Source organism: Halorubrum luteum, assembly GCF_054652935.1.
This window is the reverse complement of sequence record NZ_BAAIGT010000002.1, coordinates 195472-214789: the sequence shown is the minus strand read 5'-3', so window position 1 is coordinate 214789 and position 19318 is coordinate 195472. Positions and strand designations below refer to the sequence as shown.

Here is a 19318-nt window from a genome sequence, read left to right as displayed (position 1 = left end):
CAGCCCGCACTCACCGCCGGAGTCGCTCGTCCAGCCACGCGCGGAGCCCCGGCGGACCGTATCGCCACGCCAGCCCCGCGACGCCCGCCCCGAACACGAGAACGACCGCCACGACCCCAAGCGTCTCGTCGACGCCCCACGACTGCGGATCGAGCAGCCACGCCGCCCGCGTCCGCTCGTCGCCGGTGTCCCCCGACGCCTCCGCCAGCGTCGTCTCCCCGTCGTCGTCCGCCCCGGGCAACAGACCGCTGTCGACCCCCTCGCCCGGCGCGAGAACGTCGACGTTCGGCCCCCCGTCGCGGTCGTCACCCGCGGTGTCGCCGCCCGGATCGTCACCGTCCGCGTCGTCGGCGTCGTCCGCGTCCTCCGCGTCCTCCGCGTCGTCCGCGTCCTCCGCGTCCTCCGCGTCGTCGTCCGATCCACCGGTTGATCCGCCTGCTGCGCCTCCGCCGCCGGTCGATCCACCGCCGCCGGTCGATCCACCGCCGCCGCCGCCGCCGCCACTGCTGCCGCCGCCGCTCGCTCCGTCGTCGTCTCCGGAGCCATCCCCGCCGTCCCCGTCTTCCGTGCCCGCGTACGTGATCGTCGTCGAGACGCTGTCGGGGTCGTCCTCGTCGGTCGCGTGGAGATCGCCACCGCGCAGTCGCTCGTCCTCGACCCGGAACCGCACCGTGAGCTCGTCGCCGACCGCGGGCTCACCCCCGTCGAACGCCATCGCCGACTGCTCGAACGCCGCGTACCTGACCCCCTCCCCCGTCGCCACCGTCGTCGCCTCCGCGAACGACGGAGCCGTGAGATTGGCGCGCACCGGATCGTCGCCGTCCCCGCCGGCACCGCCATCCGCCCGCACCGACAGCGACACCCCCTCCCGCGTCGCGAGCTGGTCGAGTCGGTCGATCGACGGTCCGGTCGCGACGAGCCCGTCGAGCCCGGAGGCGTCGATCGCGTACACGACCGTGTCAGCGTCGGTGACCTCCGTCGCCTCGGTCAGGTCCCCGTCCGCGATCGCCGACGCGACCGCCTCCGCAGTCGCCAACTCCCCCGGCTCCATCTCCGTCGTCGTGTACACCGTGACGCCGTCCGTCTCGCGTGCGCCCAGCTCCAGCGTCGCAGTCGCGTCCACGTCCGCGCCCGGTGCCGGCGCAGCCGTCACCTCGTACGACCCCGGATCGAGGACGCCCCCATCCGGCGGATCGCGATCCCGCACGCCGACCGTCGCCGGCCCCTCGACGACCCGCACCGACTCCGCCACGAGATCGTCCTCTCCGACCGCATACGTGTTGAGCCGCACCGTCGCCGGCTCCCCCGCCGACAGATCGACATCGAACGCCCCCTCGTAGTCGCCGTCCGTTGCCGTCAGCCGGAGTTGGGCGGTGTCGGTTGGATCAGTCGTGTTAAATCCGATTTCGACGAGATCACCGACTTCCTGAGTAGAAGTCTGATTCAGTAGATCCACGTCCAGCTCAGGTCGATCAGCAACCGAAAAGGATCGCGAGACAGTAACACCCGAATCGAGATCGATGGCCTCCATCGTGTATTCGCCCGGTTCCAGTGAGTCAAACTCAATCTGGGAATCACCCTCGGCATCAAGTAAGATGTTCTCATCGGAAACGATATCGCCGTCCTCAGTTCGAACGACAACAAGGACTTCTCGGTCAGACTGAGCACTTGATATAGTTCCGGAAATAGATTCGTACTCGTATAAACTGATATCAGTCAAGTCAAGGGCCAGGTTCAGATCGTCCAGTTCAAACGATGTAGAAGATGAGAATACGTCGCTTGTGACCGTGTATTCCCCTAATTCGTCCTCCGCTGTATCGTATAATGCAATCTGACTGGTGGTACCTGAAAGGACGTGTGCATCTCTGTCTTGATGCGAGATGTCAACTGCAAATTCCTCAGGGGAGTCATGTATAACAGCCAAGGTGCTCCCTTGATATGCTGTTGTGGTAGATTGTTCGGAGACAGTCGCACCAGCGTACTTGATGTCTCGACTCTCCGAGGAGATCCGCTCTCCTTCTCCTTCAGGATGGATATTCTGTAACTCTAAGCTATCAATAAGCGGGAAGACGCCATCCTTTATTTCCGTGCTCCCGGTGAATTCACGCGTGTCAATCACGATCTGACCGTTATTATGATCATATAGGTCGTTATCCTCGCTTAAGTCAACGGAGTGAACATGTCCGGGAGACGTCTCAATCAAAACGGTCCCTAGCGACTTGTCAATGGGAATATTGAAACCGACTTCAATAGATCCTTGATATCCATCAGACGCATAATGTATAGGTCCACTTTGCACAGATACGTCTCCGTCCACCAACCCGGCCGAGATCTCAATATCTCGTTTCGACTCGTCCCAGTTGCCTGATTTATAAACAGATCTCAATTCTACACCATATTCTCCCTCTTCAGAGGGGTGGGAAACCCCAGAGTAAGAGAAAGAGATTGTGTCCCCCTCAGATAAATCAAGAGATTGCTCAGTGTTCGATAGATCAATAGTCACAGTATTTTCAGTGGACTTAACATCTACATGTTGCTGATCGACTTCTACACTCTCCGTTTCACTCTGTACGGATAGCTCATCTAACGAATCAACGTCGGAAAGATTACCATTACCGTCGGTAAACAGGTCGTTGTATGCAACGTCAATGCTTTTTAATACGTCGTCGGACCCTACAGAGTTGTTCGTGATTGAGAAGTGATATAGGTGTGTTGAGTTTTCAGCATCCGCATACTCAGGAGTCGGATCAGCGCGCTCGATCCAGAGAGTTCCTCGCTGCGGTGCTTGGACGGTAGCCAAGTCGCCACCGTGGAAGACATCATCAGTAGGATCTTCGTCGCTAGGATGGAGAGATGCAATAAGCTCCGTATCATCATCAAGGCGACTAATATCGACTGAGACATCTCCCTCTTCCGCTTGAGTGTATCCCAGTTTGGTAGCAGCAGCGCCAGTGTCATCAGTCTCCCAAATCGCGACACTGTCACTATCGGGATCATTAAGTCGAACATCGGTGAGTGTAATGGAATCCTCTTCCGCATTGTATGCGTCATCACTGATCCGAGCAGTAGCTTCAGAGTTTACGCTGAATTGTGAATAGGCAAAGGTAGTCCCCTGCTGAATAGTGTACTCAATCTCATTGTTTATTCGCTCGAGAGAACTGTCAACAGTGCTGACGCCAGTAGTATCAAGATTTGAGATAGTTATATCGACATTCTCTGTGCTATCTAAAGCAGAAGCTTGAATGATAATTGTCGCATCCGAAGAGTCGTGATTTTCAATTCTGACTTCTTCTTCAGTCGCGGACTGGCCAGTTATATCGTAGGCGGATGGATCATCGTCGAAGACAGCACCTGCCTCAACCAACTCTCCGACTTCAACAGTAATCGGTTCCTCTTCGTCCCAGAGCTGGATATCCTCGATGGTCTGTGTCTGGCTTGAGCCAACAGTAACGTCTTCGATGCCTCCAACACCGGTAATGCTGCCGGACACCACCGGGGCACCGAAACTGAACGCAAGGAGAACGAGGAGGGTGATCATCGCGGACAGCGCGACACGAGCCGGTCGACCGGTCGAGAGCACGAAAGCCATGGGTCGAATCACGAGCCACCCACGGTGCCGCCGCGCGCCAACAGATATGCTGCTGACAGGTACGACGACGACCGTGGGAAGGCGCTGTCAGTACGCAATCAACACGACTGGTAAATGCATTATGATTCCGTGAACTTACCGTGAAATGAACTGTCCGGGCGCGTGAAATTCGGTCGACGACCGCGTGCGCCCGTCCGGGGCGTGTTCGAGATCGCCGCCGAGCACGCCGCAGCCCCGCCGGATCGAGGACGCGACGAGCAGTCGTCTCGATCCGAACCCCCGCCGCGACACCCGCGACCTGTTTGCGACCGAAAACCATCGACGACGGATCGTCGCCGAACCACCCTGTTCACCGAGAAAACGACGTTCGACGCCCGCCAGTACGACGATTATCGATACGTAATCATCTCGAAAGATAACACTTTTTGGACGGTGGTAGAAACCGATCGAGTATGTCTGACGAGCTAAAGCGGGGGTTAGAGGGTGTACTCGTCGCGGAGTCCGGACTGAGCCACGTCGACGGGGAGGCCGGAAAACTCGTATACCGCGGCTACGACATCGACGACCTCGCACACGAGGCGAGCTACGAGGAGGTGTTGTACCTCCTCTGGAACGGCGAGCTCCCCACGCGGTCGGAGCTCGACTCGTTCGCCGCCGCGCTCGACGCCGAACACGACGTCCACGAGGACGTCCTCGAAACCGTGACCGAGCTCGCCGACGCGGGCGAGGAGCCGATGGCCGCGCTCCGCACCGCGACGTCGATGCTGTCCGCGTACGACCCCGAGGCCGACGCCGACCCCGAGGACCGCGAGGCCGCGGTCCACAAGGGCCGCCGCATCACCGCGAAGATGCCCACGGTGCTGGCCGCCTTCGAGCGCGCCCGCCAGGGGAAAGAGCCGGTCGATCCCGACCCCGAGCTCTCTCACGCCGCCAACTTCCTGTACATGCTCACGGGCACCGAGCCCGACGCCGTGAGCGAGGAGACGTTCGACATGGCGCTGACGCTACACGCCGACCACGGGCTCAACGCCTCCACGTTCACCGCGATGGTGATCGGCTCCACGATGGCCGACGTCTACTCCGGCGTCGTCGGCGGCATCGGCGCGCTCTCCGGCCCGCTCCACGGCGGCGCGAACCAGGACGTGATGGAGGTGCTGTTCGAGGTCGACGACTCCGATAAAGACCCCGTCGAGTGGGTCCGGGACGCCCGCGACGACGGCCGCCGCATCCCCGGGTTCGGCCACCGCGTGTACAAGGTGAAAGACCCCCGCGCACACATCCTCGAGGAGAAGCTGCGCGATCTCTCGGAGTCGTCGGGGAACACGAAGTGGCTCGAGTACACCACCGCCATCGAGCAGTACCTCACCGAGGAGGAGGGGCTCGTCGAGAAGGGGATCGCCCCCAACGTCGACTTCTACTCCGGCTCCGTCTACGACCACCTCGGCATCCCGATGGACCTGTACACGCCCATCTTCGCGATGAGCCGCGCCGGCGGCTGGATCGCCCACATGCTCGAGTACCAGGAGGAGAACCGCCTCATCCGCCCGCGCGCCCGCTACACCGGCGCGACCGACGCCGAGTTCGTCCCGATCGACGATCGATAACGTCCCCGCACGGCCATACCGGGTTCCAGCTCGGGTTCCTGCGCCTGCCGATCGGTGACGTCCTGAACGAGCCCTCTGACGGTCGCGTCGCCGTCGGGCGCGAGCTCGAACACGCCGAGTCGCCCGAGCGCCTCCGCCTCGGTAAAGTAGGTTCGTAAGCGTTCGAGCTCGTCGACACGCGCGCGACGTTCGAGGTGTTCACGGACGAACGAGACATCGTTCACCGTCTCGACCGATGATGTCGGTCCGGATGTTACGGCCGTTGACCCGACCGACGGTGACGAACTCCCGCACGGTACCGACGAAGTCGTCTTCGAATTCACTTACGAGGAGCGCGGCTGGGGCGTTCCCCCAGCCCCAGCGGATCAGAACGGTACGCCAGGTGCGTACCTCATCGTTGATGGGTTGTCAGTGACTCAGGAGTCGGCCTTCGAAGTCGATGGAGACGCCAACACTGTCACCTACGAGTTTACTCCCGAGTCGCATGATCAAGTGACTACGGAGCTGTACGTGACTGACGATGGCGGTTTCACGATGAATGAAACGGTCACGATCAACTTTGCATCCTCGCCGGAAAGCGGATGAGTCGGAACCGACTGACGGGTCAACTTCATCGGGTGGCTCGTCTTCGTCGGGTGGCTCGTCTGCCGATTCGACAGCGCCCGAAGCCGACGATGGGGCCGATGAAGAGGGCAGCCCGGAGCCGGCGGAGCCCGAAGCCGACGATGAGGCCGTCGAGGAGACAGATTCCGAGTCGGGCGAATCGCAGCCAGCCCCGGAGACTGATGAGCCGGTAACCGAGGAGGCAGAAACGAACGACTCGATCCCCGGATTCGGGCTAGTCGTCGGGGTTGTCGGACTCCTGACCTTTGCCGTGATCGTGGTACGCAGACGAAAGTAGCGTCAACCGCCCCGGGATCAAACCCCGAGGACGTCGCGTTGCGTCGTGATACAGCAGGCGGGTGGGTCCCGGATGTGACCGGTGTCGGCAATCGTCCGTTGGACGAGTTGCGATCGCCTCGCCCGCCTCCGCGGTGGCGTGTCGCGGGTCGCTGAGGACGCCGTTGTCCGTGATCGATCGGGCGAACTCCTCGGCGGTTTCTTATAAGTGGCGTGCCGACATACGGATGGCTATGAGCAGTATCGAGGTTCCACCGGAGGTTCTGGACGCGATCGCAGCACCACCGGACGAACGCGAACCGATCGTCCGGCAGGAGCTGGCCGTGTCGCTGTATCGCGAGGGATATCTATCGTTCGGCAAAGCTCGAGAACTGGCCGGACTCTCGAAGGCCGATTTTCATCGGCTGCTCGGTGATCGGAACGTTGAGCGGCACTACACAGAGGATGATCTCGCCATCGACGTCGACTACGCTCGCGAATGACCGTCGTCTCGAACACGTCCCCCTTGCTCAATCTCGCGCTGATCGGCAGACTGTCGTTGATCGAGATGCAGTTCGAACAGGTCGAGGTACCGACAGCAGTGTGGGAAGAGCTCACTGCGGGGCAAGAAGGTGTTGACCGTCTTGAAGCGGTTCGAGATCGAGGCGGGATCCAAGTCGTCTCGCCCGAACCGACCGATCTCCTGACCGAGTTCGAACGGGAACTCGATCGCGGCGAGGCTGCAGCACTCGCCTACGCCACCGATATCGACGCAGAACGTGTGCTGCTCGATGAACGAGAAGGTCGTGCAGCGGCGAGGCGACACGACGTGCCCGTCACTGGTGTGATCGGGATACTCCTTCGTGCCTCCCGAGAAGGCGAGATCGATCTCCGCACCGAACTGGATGCGCTCCGCGAAGCTGGATTCTGGATCTCAGACGCCCTCTATGAGCGCGCGCTCGCAATAGATGAAGAAGACCGTGGTTAGCGCTCCGCCTCGATCCGTTCGACGTACGCCGCCGTGATTCGGACGAGGATCGCCTCGCCCGCCTCCGCGGTGGCGTGTTGCGGGTCGCCGAGGACGCCGTTGTCCGTGATCGCGCGGAAGCCCTCGCTGAACAGCCGGGCCGTGGACACCGGGCCCTCCCGGCCGGGTTCGAGCTGGTCGGTTCGGATGAGGCCCTCGGCGACGGCGAGGACGATCGCGGTGACGGTCTGTCGGAGCGCCTGTTCGAACCGGCGGAGCTGCCGTTCGCGGTCGCTGAGGTCCGCAACGTCTCTCGCAGTTCGAGCGACTGCTGACGGCGCACCAGAAGCGAGTAGAGCCGCCCCGTGCGCTCGCGGTCGGCTGAGCCCGACCGGAGACACGCGTGCGGTCGCCGACTTTTAAATATCCGTCACTCCTATCCGGTGGTAATGGCGCTATTACAGACGATCAAGGAGCTGCTCGGGTTCGGCAGCGGCGAGTCCGAACGCGACGAGACGGAGACGACGGTGACCGTCGAACGGGAGCTTGACGAGCAGGTCGAGGCGGAGCCGGAAGCGGAACGCGACGACGAGGCCGAACCCGGCGACGACGAGGTCGAACCCGGCGACGACGAGGCCGAACCCGGCGACGACGAGGCCGAACCCGGCGACGACGAGGTCGAACCCGGCGATACCGAACCGGACGCTGACGACGGATCCGGGGAGGAGCGTGGAGTCGGCGACGACGGATCCGACGGGGAGTCGGTGGAACGCATCAAGGGTATCGGTCCGGCGTACGGTGACCGGCTCGCGGAGGCGGGGATCGAAACGGTCGATCAGCTCGCGGCGGCGGATCCGGCCGAGGTCGCCGAGCGAGCGAGCGTCGGCGAGGGTCGTGCGGCGACGTGGATCGACCGCGCCAAGGAGTGCTGAGGTCGGACGAGCGTGGAGCCGACAAACGACACGGAGCCGACCGATCGGAATCGTTTCAGCGCCGCCGGCACATCCGCTAGCATGACCGACGCCGCCCACACTGACCGGAGCCGGTTTCGCGAGGTCGCCGCGGCCGCCGCCGACGGCGCTCGCGTCCCCGTGGAGCTGCGAACCGTCGTCGACGACCCGTTCGACGCGTACCGCCGCGCCCGCGACGGGGCGGGCGGATTCTTTTATGAAACCACCGGCGGCCAGTCCGGCTGGGGCTACTTCGGCGTCGATCCGTTCGAGCGGCTGCGCGTCTCGGACGACGCAGCCGTCGCGGATCCGGACGCCGTTGCCGGCGAAAGCCCGACGGGCGACTACCGTCGAGCGACGCCGACGCTCGAGGCGCTCGACGGCGTCCTCGATGGGGAGCGGATCGCCAGAGGTGACTGTGATGTCCCGTACCCCTGCGGCGCGTTCGGCTGGCTCTCCTACGACGTCGCCCGCGAGCTCGAGTCGTTCCCGCCGTCGCCGCCGGAGGGGCCCGGCGCGGCGGACGACCGTGGTCTGCCGCGGCTCCAGATCGGACTGTTCGACCGGGTCGCCGCGTGGGAGTGTCCGACCGGCGCGAGCGGTACGAGCAGTGCTGCCGATGCGGACGATTCGGCCAGTGCTGCCGATGCGGACGATTCGGCCAGTGCTGCCGATGCGGACGATTCGGCCAGTGGTGTCGGTGCGGACGATTCGGCCAGTGGTGTCGATGCGGATGACGGCGTCACGCTCCGGATCACCGCCTGTCCGCCGGTCCCCGCTGATCTCTCCGATCCGGAAGACGACGCGGAGGGACTCGATGCGCTGTACGACGCGGCGCTCGCCCGCGCCGAGGCGCTTCGGGAGCGGATCCGGACTGGTGATCCGGCGGCTGAACCGGCACCCGCGTCCGGCTCGGAAGCGACGTTCGAGAGCGACGTTGGACGCGAGGCGTACGCCGACGCGGTGCGTCGAGTGAAAGCGTACGTCCGCGACGGCGATACGTTTCAGGCGAACGTCTCCCAGCGGCTGCAAGCGCCCGCGGCGGTCCACCCGGTCGAGGCGTACGACGCGCTTCGGAACGTCAACCCGGCACCGTACTCCGGGCTGGTCGAGTTCGGCCTCGGCGGTCGCGGGGCCGACCTCGTGAGCGCGAGTCCCGAACTCCTCTTGGAGCGAGTTCCGACCCCCGACCCCGATCGGGGTGCGCGACTCGTCACGGAGCCGATCGCCGGGACTCGTCCTCGCGGGGAGACGCCCGCGGAGGACGACGCGCTCGAGGCCGAGCTCACCGGCGACGAGAAGGAGCGCGCCGAACACGCGATGCTCGTCGATCTCGAGCGCAACGACCTCGGGAAGGTGTCGCGGTTCGGCACCGTCGACGTCCCCGAGTACAGACGCGTCGACCGCTACTCCGAGGTGATGCATCTCGTGAGCGTCGTCGAGGGGGAGGCGCGACCGGACGTGAGCCTCTCGGATGCGATCGCCGCCTGCTTCCCCGGCGGGACGATCACGGGGGCTCCGAAACCCCGGACGATGGAGATCATCGACGAGCTCGAGGAGACCCGGCGCGGTCCGTACACCGGATCGATGCTCGCGGTCGGGTTCGACGGTCGCGCCACGTTGAACATCGTCATCCGGACCCTCGTCCGACACGCTGACGAGTACCACCTTCGAGTCGGCGCGGGGATCGTCCACGACTCCGAGCCCGACGCGGAGTACGACGAGACGCTCGCGAAGGCGCGGGCGCTGATCACCGCGATCGACGACGCGCTGGAGGCCGGAGATATGGCCGTCGAGGGGGTGTCCGACGATGCGTGAACGAACTGACGGGTCGGACGCCGACCCCGACTGGCAGCCCGGCGCGGGTGCGTCCGACGCCCGGATCCTCGTCGTCGACAACTACGACTCGTTCGCGTACAACCTCGTCCAGTACGTCGGCGAGGCCGCGGGCGCGGTGACGGTCCGCCGGAACGACGCAGTCGATCTGGCCGACGTCCGCCGGATCGATCCCGACGGCGTCGTCGTCTCGCCCGGCCCCGGGACGCCGCAGGAGGCGGGCGTCTCGATCGACGCGTTCGAGCTCGAACGCCCCGTCTTCGGCGTCTGCCTCGGCCACCAAGCGATGTGTGCGAACGTCGGCTCGGCGGTCGGGCACGCCCCCGACGTGGTCCACGGCAAACCGTCACGCATCTCTCACGACGGCGAGGGGGTGTTCACGGGGCTTCCCGACCGGATCGAGGTCGGTCGGTACCACTCGTTGTGCGTCGAGCGCGACGATATTCCCGACGAGCTGGTCGAAACCGCCCGCACGGAGGACGAACGCGAGGTCGTGATGGGCGTCCGTCATCGCGATCGCCCCCACGTCGGCGTGCAGTTCCACCCGGAGAGCATCCTCACGCCGGTTGGAAAACGGATGGTCCGGAACTTCATCGAGCTGTGTGAGCGATATGACGGCTGAACGTGACGCCCCGGGCGATCGACTGTACCACGTCGGCGACGAACTGGTTCCCGCAGAGCAGGCGACCGTCTCCGTCGAGGACCGCGGGTTCGCCTACGGTGACGCCGCCTTCGAGACGATGCGGGCGTACGGCGGCGAGGTGTTCCGCTGGGACGCACACGCCGACCGGCTCGCGGACACCTGCGAGACCCTCGCGCTGGACCATGGGCTCTCCGACGGCGACCTGCAACGGCGGATCGACGAGACGCTCGCCGCGAACGATCTGGCGGACGCGTACGTGAAACTCTCGATCACACGTGGAAAACAGCCCGGAACGCTCGACCCACAGCCGGAGGTCGATCCGACGGTGGTCGTGATCGCGAAACCGCTGCCGCGCGGCGGAATCGGCTCCGAACCCGTTTTCGACGGTCCCGCCACGATCCAGACGACCAAGACGCGAAAGCCATCCACGCGAGCGTTGCCCGCCGGGGCGAAGACGCACAACTACCTCAACGGGATTCTCGCGCGTTTGGAGCTTCGGGTCACCGGCGCGGACGAGGCACTCATGCTCGATCCCGAGGGGTACGTTGCAGAAGGTGCGACCTCGAATCTCTTTTTCGTCGACGGAGCGGCGGTCAAAACACCGTCCCTCGAGGGACCGATACTTCCGGGGATCACCCGGCGAACGGTGATCGAACTCGCCGAGACGGAGGGGATTCCCGTCGAGGAAGGGCGCTACACCCCCGACGAGATACGTGAGGCCGACGAGGTGTTTCTCACGAACTCGACGTGGGAGATCCGGCCGGTGTCGACCGTCGATGGAATCGACGTCGGCGGTGGCGGTGATGACGGCGGTGGCGGTGATGACGGCGGTGGCGGTGACGACGGCGGTGGCGGTGATGACGGCGGTGGCGGTGACGACGGCGGTGGCGGTGATGACGGCGGTGGCGACGCGGGTGGTACCGAGTCCGCCGACCGCACGACTGCGGCCGGTCCCCTCACGGAACTGCTCTCCCGTCTGTACGACCGGCGGGTTGCGGAGCGCCACTATCGTTCGGACGGGGGAAACACCTAATCCCCCCACGGTGCGATATCGAACGATGACCGACGTCGACGACTCGGTGTCGCTCCGGCGGGCCGCCGCCCTCTGGACGGCGCTGTATCTCGGCGTCTCCGGGGGACTGTACGTCCTGTTCGGCACCGTCGACGCCCTCCCCGCGACGACGGGGTTGGTGACCGTGTCGCTCGGGCTCGGTGCGGTCGTCACCGGCGTCGCGCTGCTTGCAGTCGTCGCGGACAGGCTCCTCTTCGACCGCGACCCCGATGATACACTTACGCGACAGTCGGTGTGGGTGCTCGTCCTGATCGTCGCCACCACGGGAGCGACCGCCTTCTTCCTCGCGAGCACGACGCTGCTGCCCGGCACCGCGGTCGTACTCGGCGTCTCGGTCGCCGTTCCCGCGACGATGCTGCTTTTCGCCCTCGTCAACGTGTTTCGGCATCGATCGCTGGAACACGGCGCATGAACGCGATCGAACGCCCGAGAAATCATAACGAACGATACTGAAGATTAATGTATCACCTGTGCGTACTTTCAACTGGGTGTCAACATGTACCAGACGATTCTGGCGCCGATCGACGGGAGCGATGCGGCTTTCGAGGCCGCTCGGCACGCGATAGCGATCGCCGAGGACGGTAACGGGTCGGTTCACGTACTGTTCGTCATCGAGCCGAAACCCTCGTACACGCGGTTCGGAGTCGGTGGACTGCAGGGCGAGGAGGTGATGAGCGAGCACCGAGCGTTCGCCGAGCAGTCGGTTGAGGAAGTCGCCGAGGTCGCGGCGGAACGGGGTGTCGACTGCACGACCGGGGTCAAAACCGGCACCCCGTACGACGTGATAGTCACACACGCCGACACGATCGATGCCGATGCGATCGTGATGGGACGGCACGGCTACGACTGGGGTGGCATCGAGGAGAAGATACTCGGCAGCACCACCGAACGGGTGCTCAAACGCACCGAGGTGCCGGTGATAACCGCATGACATCCGCCGCGCCGGAAACGGCGTAGCGAGTCGCCCCGCCGGATGGGTCGTCCTCGATCGTGTGGGGACCATCAACCATTTGATAACCAACAGTAATTAATATTTCTCGGGAGGTTTCCGCAAGTTATACTGCCACCGGGAAGGTACGAGCACGCAATGAGTCGGAACATTCAGGTCAGTCGTCTCGACCGGCAGGCGGTCGAGGACCAGGAGGTCGAGATCGTCGAGCGGAAGGGTATCGGACACCCGGACTCGATCAGCGACGGACTCGCCGAGGCGGTTTCGCGTGCGCTCTCGCAGCTCTACTTGGACCGCGTCGGGAAAGTCCTCCACTACAACACCGACGAGACGCAGCTCGTCGCCGGACGTGCCGCGCCCGCGTTCGGCGGTGGCGAGGTCGTCGAGCCGATCTACCTGCTCATCGTCGGCCGCGCCACGAAAGAGTACGATGGGACCCAGCTTCCCGTCGACTCCACCGCGCTGGCGGCCGCCCGCGAGTACCTACAGGAGGCGATCCCCGAACTGGAGTACGGCACCGACGTCATCGTCGACGTCAAGCTCGGCGAGGGGTCCGGCGACCTGCAGGACGTGTTCGGCGAGGAGACCCAGCAGGTGCCGATGGCGAACGACACCTCCTTCGGCGTCGGTCACGCGCCGCTCACGGAGACGGAAACGATCGTGTACGAGGCGGAGCGCGAACTCAACACCACCTACTACGAGGACCATCCGGAGCTCGGCCCCGACGTGAAGATCATGGGCAAACGCGAGGGCGATCGGATCGACATCACGGTGGCTGCCGCGATGGTCGACCGACACATCGAGAACCTCGACGAGTACGACGACGCCGTCTGCGACGTTCGCGAGTTCGTCACGGATCTCGCCGAGGATCGGACCGACAGGGGGGTGAGCGTCGAGGTCAACACCGCCGACGACTACGAGGAGGGGTCGATCTACCTCACCGTCACCGGCACCTCCGCGGAGCAGGGTGACGACGGCTCCGTCGGCCGCGGCAACCGTGCGAACGGACTCATCACGCCGAACCGCCCGATGTCCATGGAGGCGACGTCTGGCAAAAACCCCGTCAACCACATCGGGAAGATCTACAACCTGCTGTCGACGCAGATCGCCGAGTCAGTCACCGCCGAGGTCGACGGGATCCGCGACCTCCAAGTCCGGCTGCTCTCCCAGATCGGGCGGCCGATCGACGAGCCGCACGTCGCGGACGCACAGATCGTCACCGAGGAGGGTGTCGACCTCGAGGCGATCGAACCGGAGATCGTCGAGATCGTCGACAGAGAACTCGCCGACGTCTCCGAGGTCACGCGACGGGTGATCGAGGGCGACGTCTCGACGTTCTGAACGGCCCCGTCCCGGTTCGTCGCCGTCGGTGCTACACCGATCCGCCGGCCGCGTAGTCGCCGTCGGTGCTACACCGATCCGCCGGCCGCGTAGTCGCCGTCGGTGCTACACCGATCCGCCGGCCGCGTAGTCGCCGTCGGTGCTACACCGATCCGCCGGCCGCGTAGTCGACGACGGCGCTCGAGGCGACGTATCCGATACCCCCGACGATCACGCCCGCAGCGACCGCCACGGGGATCTCGCCGGCGAGAACGAACGCGAGGACGAACGCGACCATGCCGACCGCGTTCGCACACATCACCCGGAGCGTCCAGTACCGCCGGTCCGTCATCGACGACATGTCCGCTCGTTCGTGGAGGGTACTTATAAATACTCGAGAGGAGGCGTCCGGCCGTCGGACGGTCCACACCGTGGACGTACGGAGGTTTATCATCGATATCGGCTCCAACCTTCGTATGCGTCCTGACGACGATGTCGCCGTGAGCCGGGAGCGCACCCATGACGGTCGCCGTACGCGTGCGGCCAATGCCGGTCGCGATGGTAGAGTGGTCGTGCTTGGCGCGGTCGCCGTGCTGCTCGCGCTGGCCGCCGTGGTCGGGACACGTGTGGGAACGGAAACGTTGCGTATGCTCGGGACCGTAGCCGTCGAGTCGAGCGACCCCGCTCCGTTATGGTCCGGGACGAGATCGCTCCATCGACTGGATGGTCTCGGGCGGAGTGGACCCCATCTCGTCGCTGTCGGAGTCACGGCCCGGCTGCTCCGTGACGCGTCGGTTCTCGCCGGTGGGGCCGCCCTCGCTCTCGGCTGCTGGGTGGGTGTCATCGGCGCGGTTCGCGTACTGGGACGACGATGACGGAACGTCTTTTGGCCGTGCCCGTGATATCTTCCGGTATGGTCCTGATGGAGTCCGACTCGGAGCTCGACCGGGGTGACGCCGCGCCGGCGTTCGAGCTTCCCGGCACCGACGGCGAGACGTACACGCTCGAATCGTTCGCGGTCGACGCGCTCCTCGTCGTGTTTACCTGTAACCACTGCCCGTACGCGAAAGCGAAGTTCGACTTGCTGAACGAACTCGCCGCGGAGTACGACGATCTCGCCGTCGTCGGCATCAACCCGAACGACGCCGACGAGAAGCCTGACGACTCCTTCGAGGCGATGCGCGAGTACGTCGCGGACGGCACGATCGCGTACGACGCGTACCTTCGCGATGAGCGCGCAGCGATCGCCGACGCGTACGGCGCGGTGTGTACCCCAGATCCGTTCCTGTTCGGTCGTGCGGACGGAGAGTGGCGGCTCCGCTATCACGGACGGCTGGACGACGCGCTCAGCCCCGACGAGGAGCCGACGAAGCTGTACATCCGCGATGCGGTGGACGCCGTGCTCGCCGGCGAGGACGTCGATATACCCGACCGACCGTCCCGGGGATGTTCGATCAAGTGGCCGGACGAGTAGCCGGACGGCGGCAGAATCGGCGGGTCTGACCGCGTCGGCGGGTCAGACCGCGTCGTCGAGTCGCTCAACGATCGCCTGCAAGTCGGCTTCGGATTCGACGTCGCGTTTCACCTCCTCGCGGCGACGGACTGCCTCGGAGTCGGCGTCGTACGCGCGGACGTACTCGGCACGCGTGTGTTCGTCGAACGCGTGCCGGATCGCGAAGTAGCCGTCGGGGACGATCGTTCCACACACCTTACACTCGTGACGCTGGTGTTCACGGGTCTGATGGACGACGACGGACTCGACGTCGTCGAAGGAGGCGTCACAGCCGCCGATACCGCACGTCCACGGAGACATGGTCCACGATTTCCGTCGAGACGGGTTAACCGTTTTCCCCGTGACGGCGATTCCGGACCCAACTGGTCGGGTGGAATCGGCCGCCCGAATCCGTTCGGCCGCATCGACCGGCGCGAACGACACGCCTTTGCTCGGTCACACGTACGTTCGACCGTGACCCGACCACGGACCCGCGTCGACGCGCACATAAAAGTGATCGACGCAGACGTCGTCGCCCTCGCGAAGGAACGCGGGATGGACGCGGTCGTGTACGCGCCACATTTCACGCGACTTCCGACGATCCGGCGGCGCGCGGCGCGCTTTTCGGACGAGGAGCTCACGGTCGTTCCCGCACGCGAGGTGTTTACCGGTGACTGGGGTAATCGTCGCCATCTGCTGGCGCTCGGACTGACGGAGCCGGTCCCGGATTACATCACCTTCGAGGGCGCGATGAACGAGTTCGATAGGCAGGGTGCGGCCGTGCTCGTTCCCCATCCGGCGTTCGCGACCGTCTCGCTGACGCGCCCGGAGATCGAGGCACACGCCGCCCGTCTGGACGCGATCGAGACGTACAACACGAAGCTGCTTCCACACCAGAACGCCCGGGCACAGCGCATCGCACGCGAGCTGGAGCTGCCGGCGTTCGGCTCGTCGTACGCACACCTCTCGGGAACGGTCGGTGAGGCGTGGACCGCGTTCGACGAGCGGCTGGACGACGCCGAGGCGATCGTCGACGCGTTCCGGGAGGGCCACCCGCGAACGGTCGTTCATCGAGGCGGCAATGGGCATCAGCTCCGTGGACTCGTCGAGTACGCGCATCTCGCGTACGAGAACACCTGGAAGAAGGTTGATCGCATGTTTCTCTCCGGGGAGGAGCCCACGCTCCCGACGAACGTGGCATACGAGGGGCGGTTCGACGACGTCAGCATCTACACCGGGAAGCTCTCCGACTATCGGCCGCGCTGACGCGCTCACGACGCGGGACGACGACGAAGCGACGACGAGTGCTACCGCGGAGGCGGAGTCGTCTCAGTCGTCGTCGGCAGTCGGCCGCGGGTTCGTTCCGTCGGGCGCGGCGACGAGCCAGCCGTCGGAGGTCGCACGCTCCGCGACGCTCGGCTGGAACACCCATGCCGACAGCGCGAGGATCGGGATCATCGTCGCGCCCACGACCGCGTAGCCCACGTGGAGGTTCGGCAGGAACGGCGCGGCGAACACCAGCGGATAGACGACGCCGCCGACGGTGCCGACGCCGCCCACTATCCCCGCGACCGTCCCGGAGTTGTTCGGGAACATCGCGGGCACCTGCGCGAAGATCGCTCCCTCGGAGAACGCACACCCGAGGCCGACGAAGAAACCGGCGACGACGGCGACGTAGATGCTCCCGGTGAGGCCGGCCGCGGTCATTCCGAACATCGACAGCGTGACGAACGCGAGCGTGGTGAACGTCCACTGTTCGCGGTAGCGTCCCTCGAACCACGGGAGTATATCCGTCTCGTTGCGGGCGACCACGTCGCTGACGTAGCCGCCGATGGGGCGAAGCAGTCCGGCCGCGATGGAGAACGTCGCCGCGAACGTCGCCGCGATCACGAGGTCGCTCTCGCCGAACCCCTCGCGGTAGTACGTTCCGAGCCAGCCGTTCATCGCGAGTTCGAGGCCGAACGTCATCACGTACGCGACCGAGAGCACGACCGCGCCGTAGCGGGTGCCGACGTACAGCCACTGTCCAATTCCGACGTTTTCGCGTGTCGCGCGTCGTTTCGCTTCGCTTTTGGCGGGCTGGCCGAGAACGAAATACCCGATCCCGACGAGGATCGCCAGCGCACCCGTATAAAAGAACGCCGCACGCCAGTTGGAGGAGGTGGCTAGGAACGCGCTCCCGAACAGCGGATCGGCGTAGCCGTCACCGAAGATCCGCGGAAGCGTAAAGTACGCACCGAGCCCCGCGCCAGCGTTGCCGACGCCGGCGAAGATCCCCTCGGCGAGCCCGAGCTGCTCCTCTTCGAACCACTCCGCGACGTGCTGGATCCCGATGACGAACGTGATCCCAGCGAGCGACGCGACGATCCGCGAGCCGACGAACAGCTCGTACGTCGTTGCGAACGCGCTCAGGATCGAGAACACGCCGACGACGACGAGCGTGATCCCACCGGTGACGTCGGCTCCGTACCGGTCGGTCAACGGGCCGATGAGGATCCGTCCCAGCGGGACGGCGACGATCGCCGCACTGGAGACGATCCCCAGCTGTGTGACCGACAACCCGAACTCGTCCGCTATCTCGCCGGTGTACGGCGCAAACGAGAACCAGATAACGAACCCGAGATTGAACAGTACCGTCGCCAAAATCAACATCCGCCATTTCCCGTGGATGAGCGTGCGCCACGCTGCGGAGGCCATTCTGCACCATGATACGAGAAACCCGAACAATAATGTTCCGAATACCTAGTTATACATGGTAAATTAGTAGCGTATCTTGGTAGCAGTTCAAAAAAACGGTTGCAATTTATAAATGAGTTAATAGTTAACACCGGCGTTGATGCCGACGCAGCAATGCTGGGGATCCGCGGTACGAACTCGGCTGAGAACGTCTCGCCAGTCGTCGCTACACGGACGCCGCGGTGACGTCCAGCGGCGTCTCGTGTTCCACGTTGTCGGTGACCGGACAGCGGCGCTTGACGGCTGCGAGCCACTCGTCGACGGTCGCCTGGTCGGCGTCGGTGTCGACGTCGATCTCGACCGTCAGCCCCTGCAGACCGGCCCGATTGTCGGACTCCTCGCCACGGTACAGCGAGTAATCGAGATCGCCTACCACGGACATGGAGAGTTCGTCGATCGACAGCTCCATCTCACGTGCCACCATGGTTCCGGTCGAGTTCAGACAGGCGAGCGTGCTGCCGACGAAAAACTCCACGGGGTTGACGTCCTTTCCGACGACGAACTCCGCGTCGCCCGTGTCGATCCGCGTTCGCTTCGGACTGATACGCTCGGCCGTCATCTCGTACGTCGTCGGGTCGGAGTCGCTCATGTACATCGGACGTTCGCGCCATGGCCGGTTAAGTATTGTTCAATACTCACAAGTTGATGGGCACGCCGGAGCTGCGGTGTTCGGTCTCACGGCTACGCGAGCACGGAGCCCGTTGCCAGCACGTACAGGCCGACGAGCACCAGTACAACCGGGACGAGAAGCGTGTCGACCCAGTCAGGAACGCCGCGGTCGACGGTCCGGCGAGCGATCAGTAGTGAGAGTCCGAACACGACCGCGGCCGCAACGGTGTACGCGATGACGACGAGACCGATCTCTCCGGGCGCCAATCCGACGAGAAACGGGATGTAGACGGCGAGATTCTCCCCGTTGAGTCCGATAGCGGTTACCGACACCACACCGACCCGTCCCGCGGACCCGGGTCGCAACTGTAACACGTCGGTGTCCGGGTCGTCGGGTTCCCGACCCAGCGCCCACCGGCCGATCCCCCAGAGTCCGAGTCCGAGCGGAACCACACCGAGGAGAAACGTCCACGGCTGCAGCCACTCGGTGGCGGCGAGGGCGAGCGTGACGGCGACTCCCATTCCGACGGCGAAGCCCACGTAGTGGCCGACGAGCACCTCGACCGGACGGTAGTCGTCGTCGATCAGGAACGCGACGAGGACGACGAGCTTGTCGACGTTCGTGGCGGCGAACAGCGCCAGCGCCACGGCGAGCAACGCGTCCACGCGTTG

At 64.6% G+C, this 19318-nt stretch carries 22 protein-coding genes and 1 pseudogene; 15 read left to right on the top strand and 8 right to left on the bottom strand.

Annotated features, from left to right (window positions below; all coding sequences use genetic code 11):
- Nucleotides 1-10 precede the first annotated feature (10 nt).
- Nucleotides 11-1531, bottom strand: a complete 1521-nt coding sequence (locus tag ACYQ0R_RS01130; protein WP_459820495.1) for a hypothetical protein — start codon at nucleotides 1529-1531, stop codon at nucleotides 11-13.
- Nucleotides 1532-4041: 2510 nt separating this feature from the next.
- Between ACYQ0R_RS01130 and citZ the strand changes: the two genes are divergently transcribed.
- Nucleotides 4042-5193: a citrate synthase gene (citZ, locus tag ACYQ0R_RS01125; RefSeq protein WP_459820494.1), complete on the top strand. Its 1152-nt coding sequence runs from the start codon at nucleotides 4042-4044 to the stop codon at nucleotides 5191-5193.
- Here the strand turns inward: citZ and ACYQ0R_RS01120 are convergent.
- Complete coding sequence (locus ACYQ0R_RS01120) at nucleotides 5145-5417, bottom strand: hypothetical protein (RefSeq protein WP_459820493.1); 273 nt, start codon at nucleotides 5415-5417, stop codon at nucleotides 5145-5147. The two genes, citZ and ACYQ0R_RS01120, sit on opposite strands and share 49 nt — an antisense overlap.
- Nucleotides 5418-5604: 187 nt before the next feature.
- Here ACYQ0R_RS01120 and ACYQ0R_RS01115 point away from each other — a divergent pair, with 187 nt between their 5' ends.
- The 4 genes from ACYQ0R_RS01115 (at nucleotide 5605) to ACYQ0R_RS01100 (ending at nucleotide 7060) form a co-directional block, all read left to right on the top strand.
- Complete coding sequence (locus ACYQ0R_RS01115) at nucleotides 5605-5778, top strand: hypothetical protein (RefSeq protein ID WP_459825806.1); 174 nt, start codon at nucleotides 5605-5607, stop codon at nucleotides 5776-5778.
- Complete coding sequence (locus ACYQ0R_RS01110; RefSeq protein WP_459820492.1) at nucleotides 5732-6094, top strand: PGF-CTERM sorting domain-containing protein; 363 nt, start codon at nucleotides 5732-5734, stop codon at nucleotides 6092-6094. The genes ACYQ0R_RS01115 and ACYQ0R_RS01110 overlap by 47 nt, the downstream gene beginning before the upstream one ends.
- Before the next feature lie 232 nt (nucleotides 6095-6326).
- Nucleotides 6327-6575 (top strand): UPF0175 family protein, encoded by a 249-nt coding sequence (locus ACYQ0R_RS01105; RefSeq protein ID WP_459820491.1) that lies wholly within the window; start codon nucleotides 6327-6329, stop codon nucleotides 6573-6575.
- The gene (locus ACYQ0R_RS01100; protein ID WP_459820490.1) at nucleotides 6572-7060 is read left to right on the top strand and encodes a PIN domain-containing protein; all 489 of its coding nucleotides are present in this window, start codon (nucleotides 6572-6574) and stop codon (nucleotides 7058-7060) included. The genes ACYQ0R_RS01105 and ACYQ0R_RS01100 overlap by 4 nt, the downstream gene beginning before the upstream one ends.
- Here ACYQ0R_RS01100 and ACYQ0R_RS01095 read toward each other — a convergent pair.
- Nucleotides 7057-7281: pseudogene (locus tag ACYQ0R_RS01095) on the bottom strand (creatininase family protein); the annotation flags it as partial. The gene ACYQ0R_RS01100 and the pseudogene ACYQ0R_RS01095 sit on opposite strands and share 4 nt — an antisense overlap.
- A gap of 207 nt (nucleotides 7282-7488) precedes the next feature.
- Here ACYQ0R_RS01095 and ACYQ0R_RS01090 point away from each other — a divergent pair.
- The 7 genes from ACYQ0R_RS01090 to ACYQ0R_RS01060 all read left to right on the top strand — a co-directional run bounded on the left by ACYQ0R_RS01090 (nucleotide 7489) and on the right by ACYQ0R_RS01060 (nucleotide 13830).
- Nucleotides 7489-7971, top strand: a complete 483-nt coding sequence (locus ACYQ0R_RS01090) for a helix-hairpin-helix domain-containing protein (RefSeq protein ID WP_459820489.1) — start codon at nucleotides 7489-7491, stop codon at nucleotides 7969-7971.
- A gap of 81 nt (nucleotides 7972-8052) precedes the next feature.
- Entirely contained in the window at nucleotides 8053-9807 is a 1755-nt protein-coding gene (locus ACYQ0R_RS01085; RefSeq protein WP_459820488.1) for an anthranilate synthase component I family protein, read from the top strand.
- Nucleotides 9800-10447 (top strand): anthranilate synthase component II, encoded by a 648-nt coding sequence (locus ACYQ0R_RS01080; protein ID WP_459820487.1) that lies wholly within the window; start codon nucleotides 9800-9802, stop codon nucleotides 10445-10447. Before ACYQ0R_RS01085 ends, ACYQ0R_RS01080 begins: the two co-directional genes overlap by 8 nt.
- Nucleotides 10437-11501, top strand: coding sequence for an aminotransferase class IV (locus tag ACYQ0R_RS01075; protein ID WP_459820486.1), 1065 nt, complete (start codon nucleotides 10437-10439; stop codon nucleotides 11499-11501). Before ACYQ0R_RS01080 ends, ACYQ0R_RS01075 begins: the two co-directional genes overlap by 11 nt.
- 25 nt (nucleotides 11502-11526) lie before the next feature.
- The gene (locus tag ACYQ0R_RS01070; RefSeq protein WP_459820485.1) at nucleotides 11527-11952 is read left to right on the top strand and encodes a hypothetical protein; all 426 of its coding nucleotides are present in this window, start codon (nucleotides 11527-11529) and stop codon (nucleotides 11950-11952) included.
- A gap of 84 nt (nucleotides 11953-12036) precedes the next feature.
- Nucleotides 12037-12471 (top strand): universal stress protein, encoded by a 435-nt coding sequence (locus ACYQ0R_RS01065; RefSeq protein WP_459820484.1) that lies wholly within the window; start codon nucleotides 12037-12039, stop codon nucleotides 12469-12471.
- Between the two features lie 156 nt (nucleotides 12472-12627).
- The gene (locus ACYQ0R_RS01060; RefSeq protein WP_459820483.1) at nucleotides 12628-13830 is read left to right on the top strand and encodes a methionine adenosyltransferase; all 1203 of its coding nucleotides are present in this window, start codon (nucleotides 12628-12630) and stop codon (nucleotides 13828-13830) included.
- 142 nt (nucleotides 13831-13972) lie between these two features.
- Here ACYQ0R_RS01060 and ACYQ0R_RS01055 read toward each other — a convergent pair whose 3' ends face one another.
- On the bottom strand, nucleotides 13973-14170 hold the full coding sequence (locus ACYQ0R_RS01055; RefSeq protein ID WP_459820482.1) for a hypothetical protein: 198 nt from the start codon (nucleotides 14168-14170) through the stop codon (nucleotides 13973-13975).
- 115 nt (nucleotides 14171-14285) lie between these two features.
- Between ACYQ0R_RS01055 and ACYQ0R_RS01050 the strand changes: the two genes are divergently transcribed.
- Nucleotides 14286-14684, top strand: a complete 399-nt coding sequence (locus ACYQ0R_RS01050; protein WP_459820481.1) for a hypothetical protein — start codon at nucleotides 14286-14288, stop codon at nucleotides 14682-14684.
- A 38-nt stretch (nucleotides 14685-14722) separates the two neighbouring features.
- A complete protein-coding gene (locus ACYQ0R_RS01045) occupies nucleotides 14723-15283 on the top strand; it encodes a thioredoxin family protein (protein WP_459820480.1) in 561 nt (186 codons plus the stop codon).
- A 42-nt stretch (nucleotides 15284-15325) separates the two neighbouring features.
- Here the strand turns inward: ACYQ0R_RS01045 and ACYQ0R_RS01040 are convergent, their stop codons facing one another.
- Nucleotides 15326-15622, bottom strand: coding sequence for a DUF7565 family protein (locus ACYQ0R_RS01040; RefSeq protein ID WP_459820479.1), 297 nt, complete (start codon nucleotides 15620-15622; stop codon nucleotides 15326-15328).
- Nucleotides 15623-15775: 153 nt separating this feature from the next.
- Between ACYQ0R_RS01040 and ACYQ0R_RS01035 the strand changes: the two genes are divergently transcribed.
- Nucleotides 15776-16567 carry a PHP-associated domain-containing protein gene (locus ACYQ0R_RS01035; RefSeq protein ID WP_459820478.1) on the top strand — a complete coding sequence of 264 codons (792 nt, stop codon included), beginning with the start codon at nucleotides 15776-15778 and terminating at the stop codon, nucleotides 16565-16567.
- A gap of 63 nt (nucleotides 16568-16630) precedes the next feature.
- Here ACYQ0R_RS01035 and ACYQ0R_RS01030 read toward each other — a convergent pair whose 3' ends face one another.
- The 3 genes from ACYQ0R_RS01030 to ACYQ0R_RS01020 form a co-directional block, all read right to left on the bottom strand.
- Nucleotides 16631-17998: an MFS transporter gene (locus tag ACYQ0R_RS01030; protein WP_459820476.1), complete on the bottom strand. Its 1368-nt coding sequence runs from the start codon at nucleotides 17996-17998 to the stop codon at nucleotides 16631-16633.
- Nucleotides 17999-18203: 205 nt separating this feature from the next.
- Nucleotides 18204-18626 carry an OsmC family protein gene (locus ACYQ0R_RS01025; protein WP_459820474.1) on the bottom strand — a complete coding sequence of 141 codons (423 nt, stop codon included), beginning with the start codon at nucleotides 18624-18626 and terminating at the stop codon, nucleotides 18204-18206.
- A 92-nt stretch (nucleotides 18627-18718) separates the two neighbouring features.
- Nucleotides 18719-19312 carry a cadmium resistance transporter gene (locus ACYQ0R_RS01020; protein ID WP_459820473.1) on the bottom strand — a complete coding sequence of 198 codons (594 nt, stop codon included), beginning with the start codon at nucleotides 19310-19312 and terminating at the stop codon, nucleotides 18719-18721.
- Nucleotides 19313-19318 lie beyond the last annotated feature (6 nt).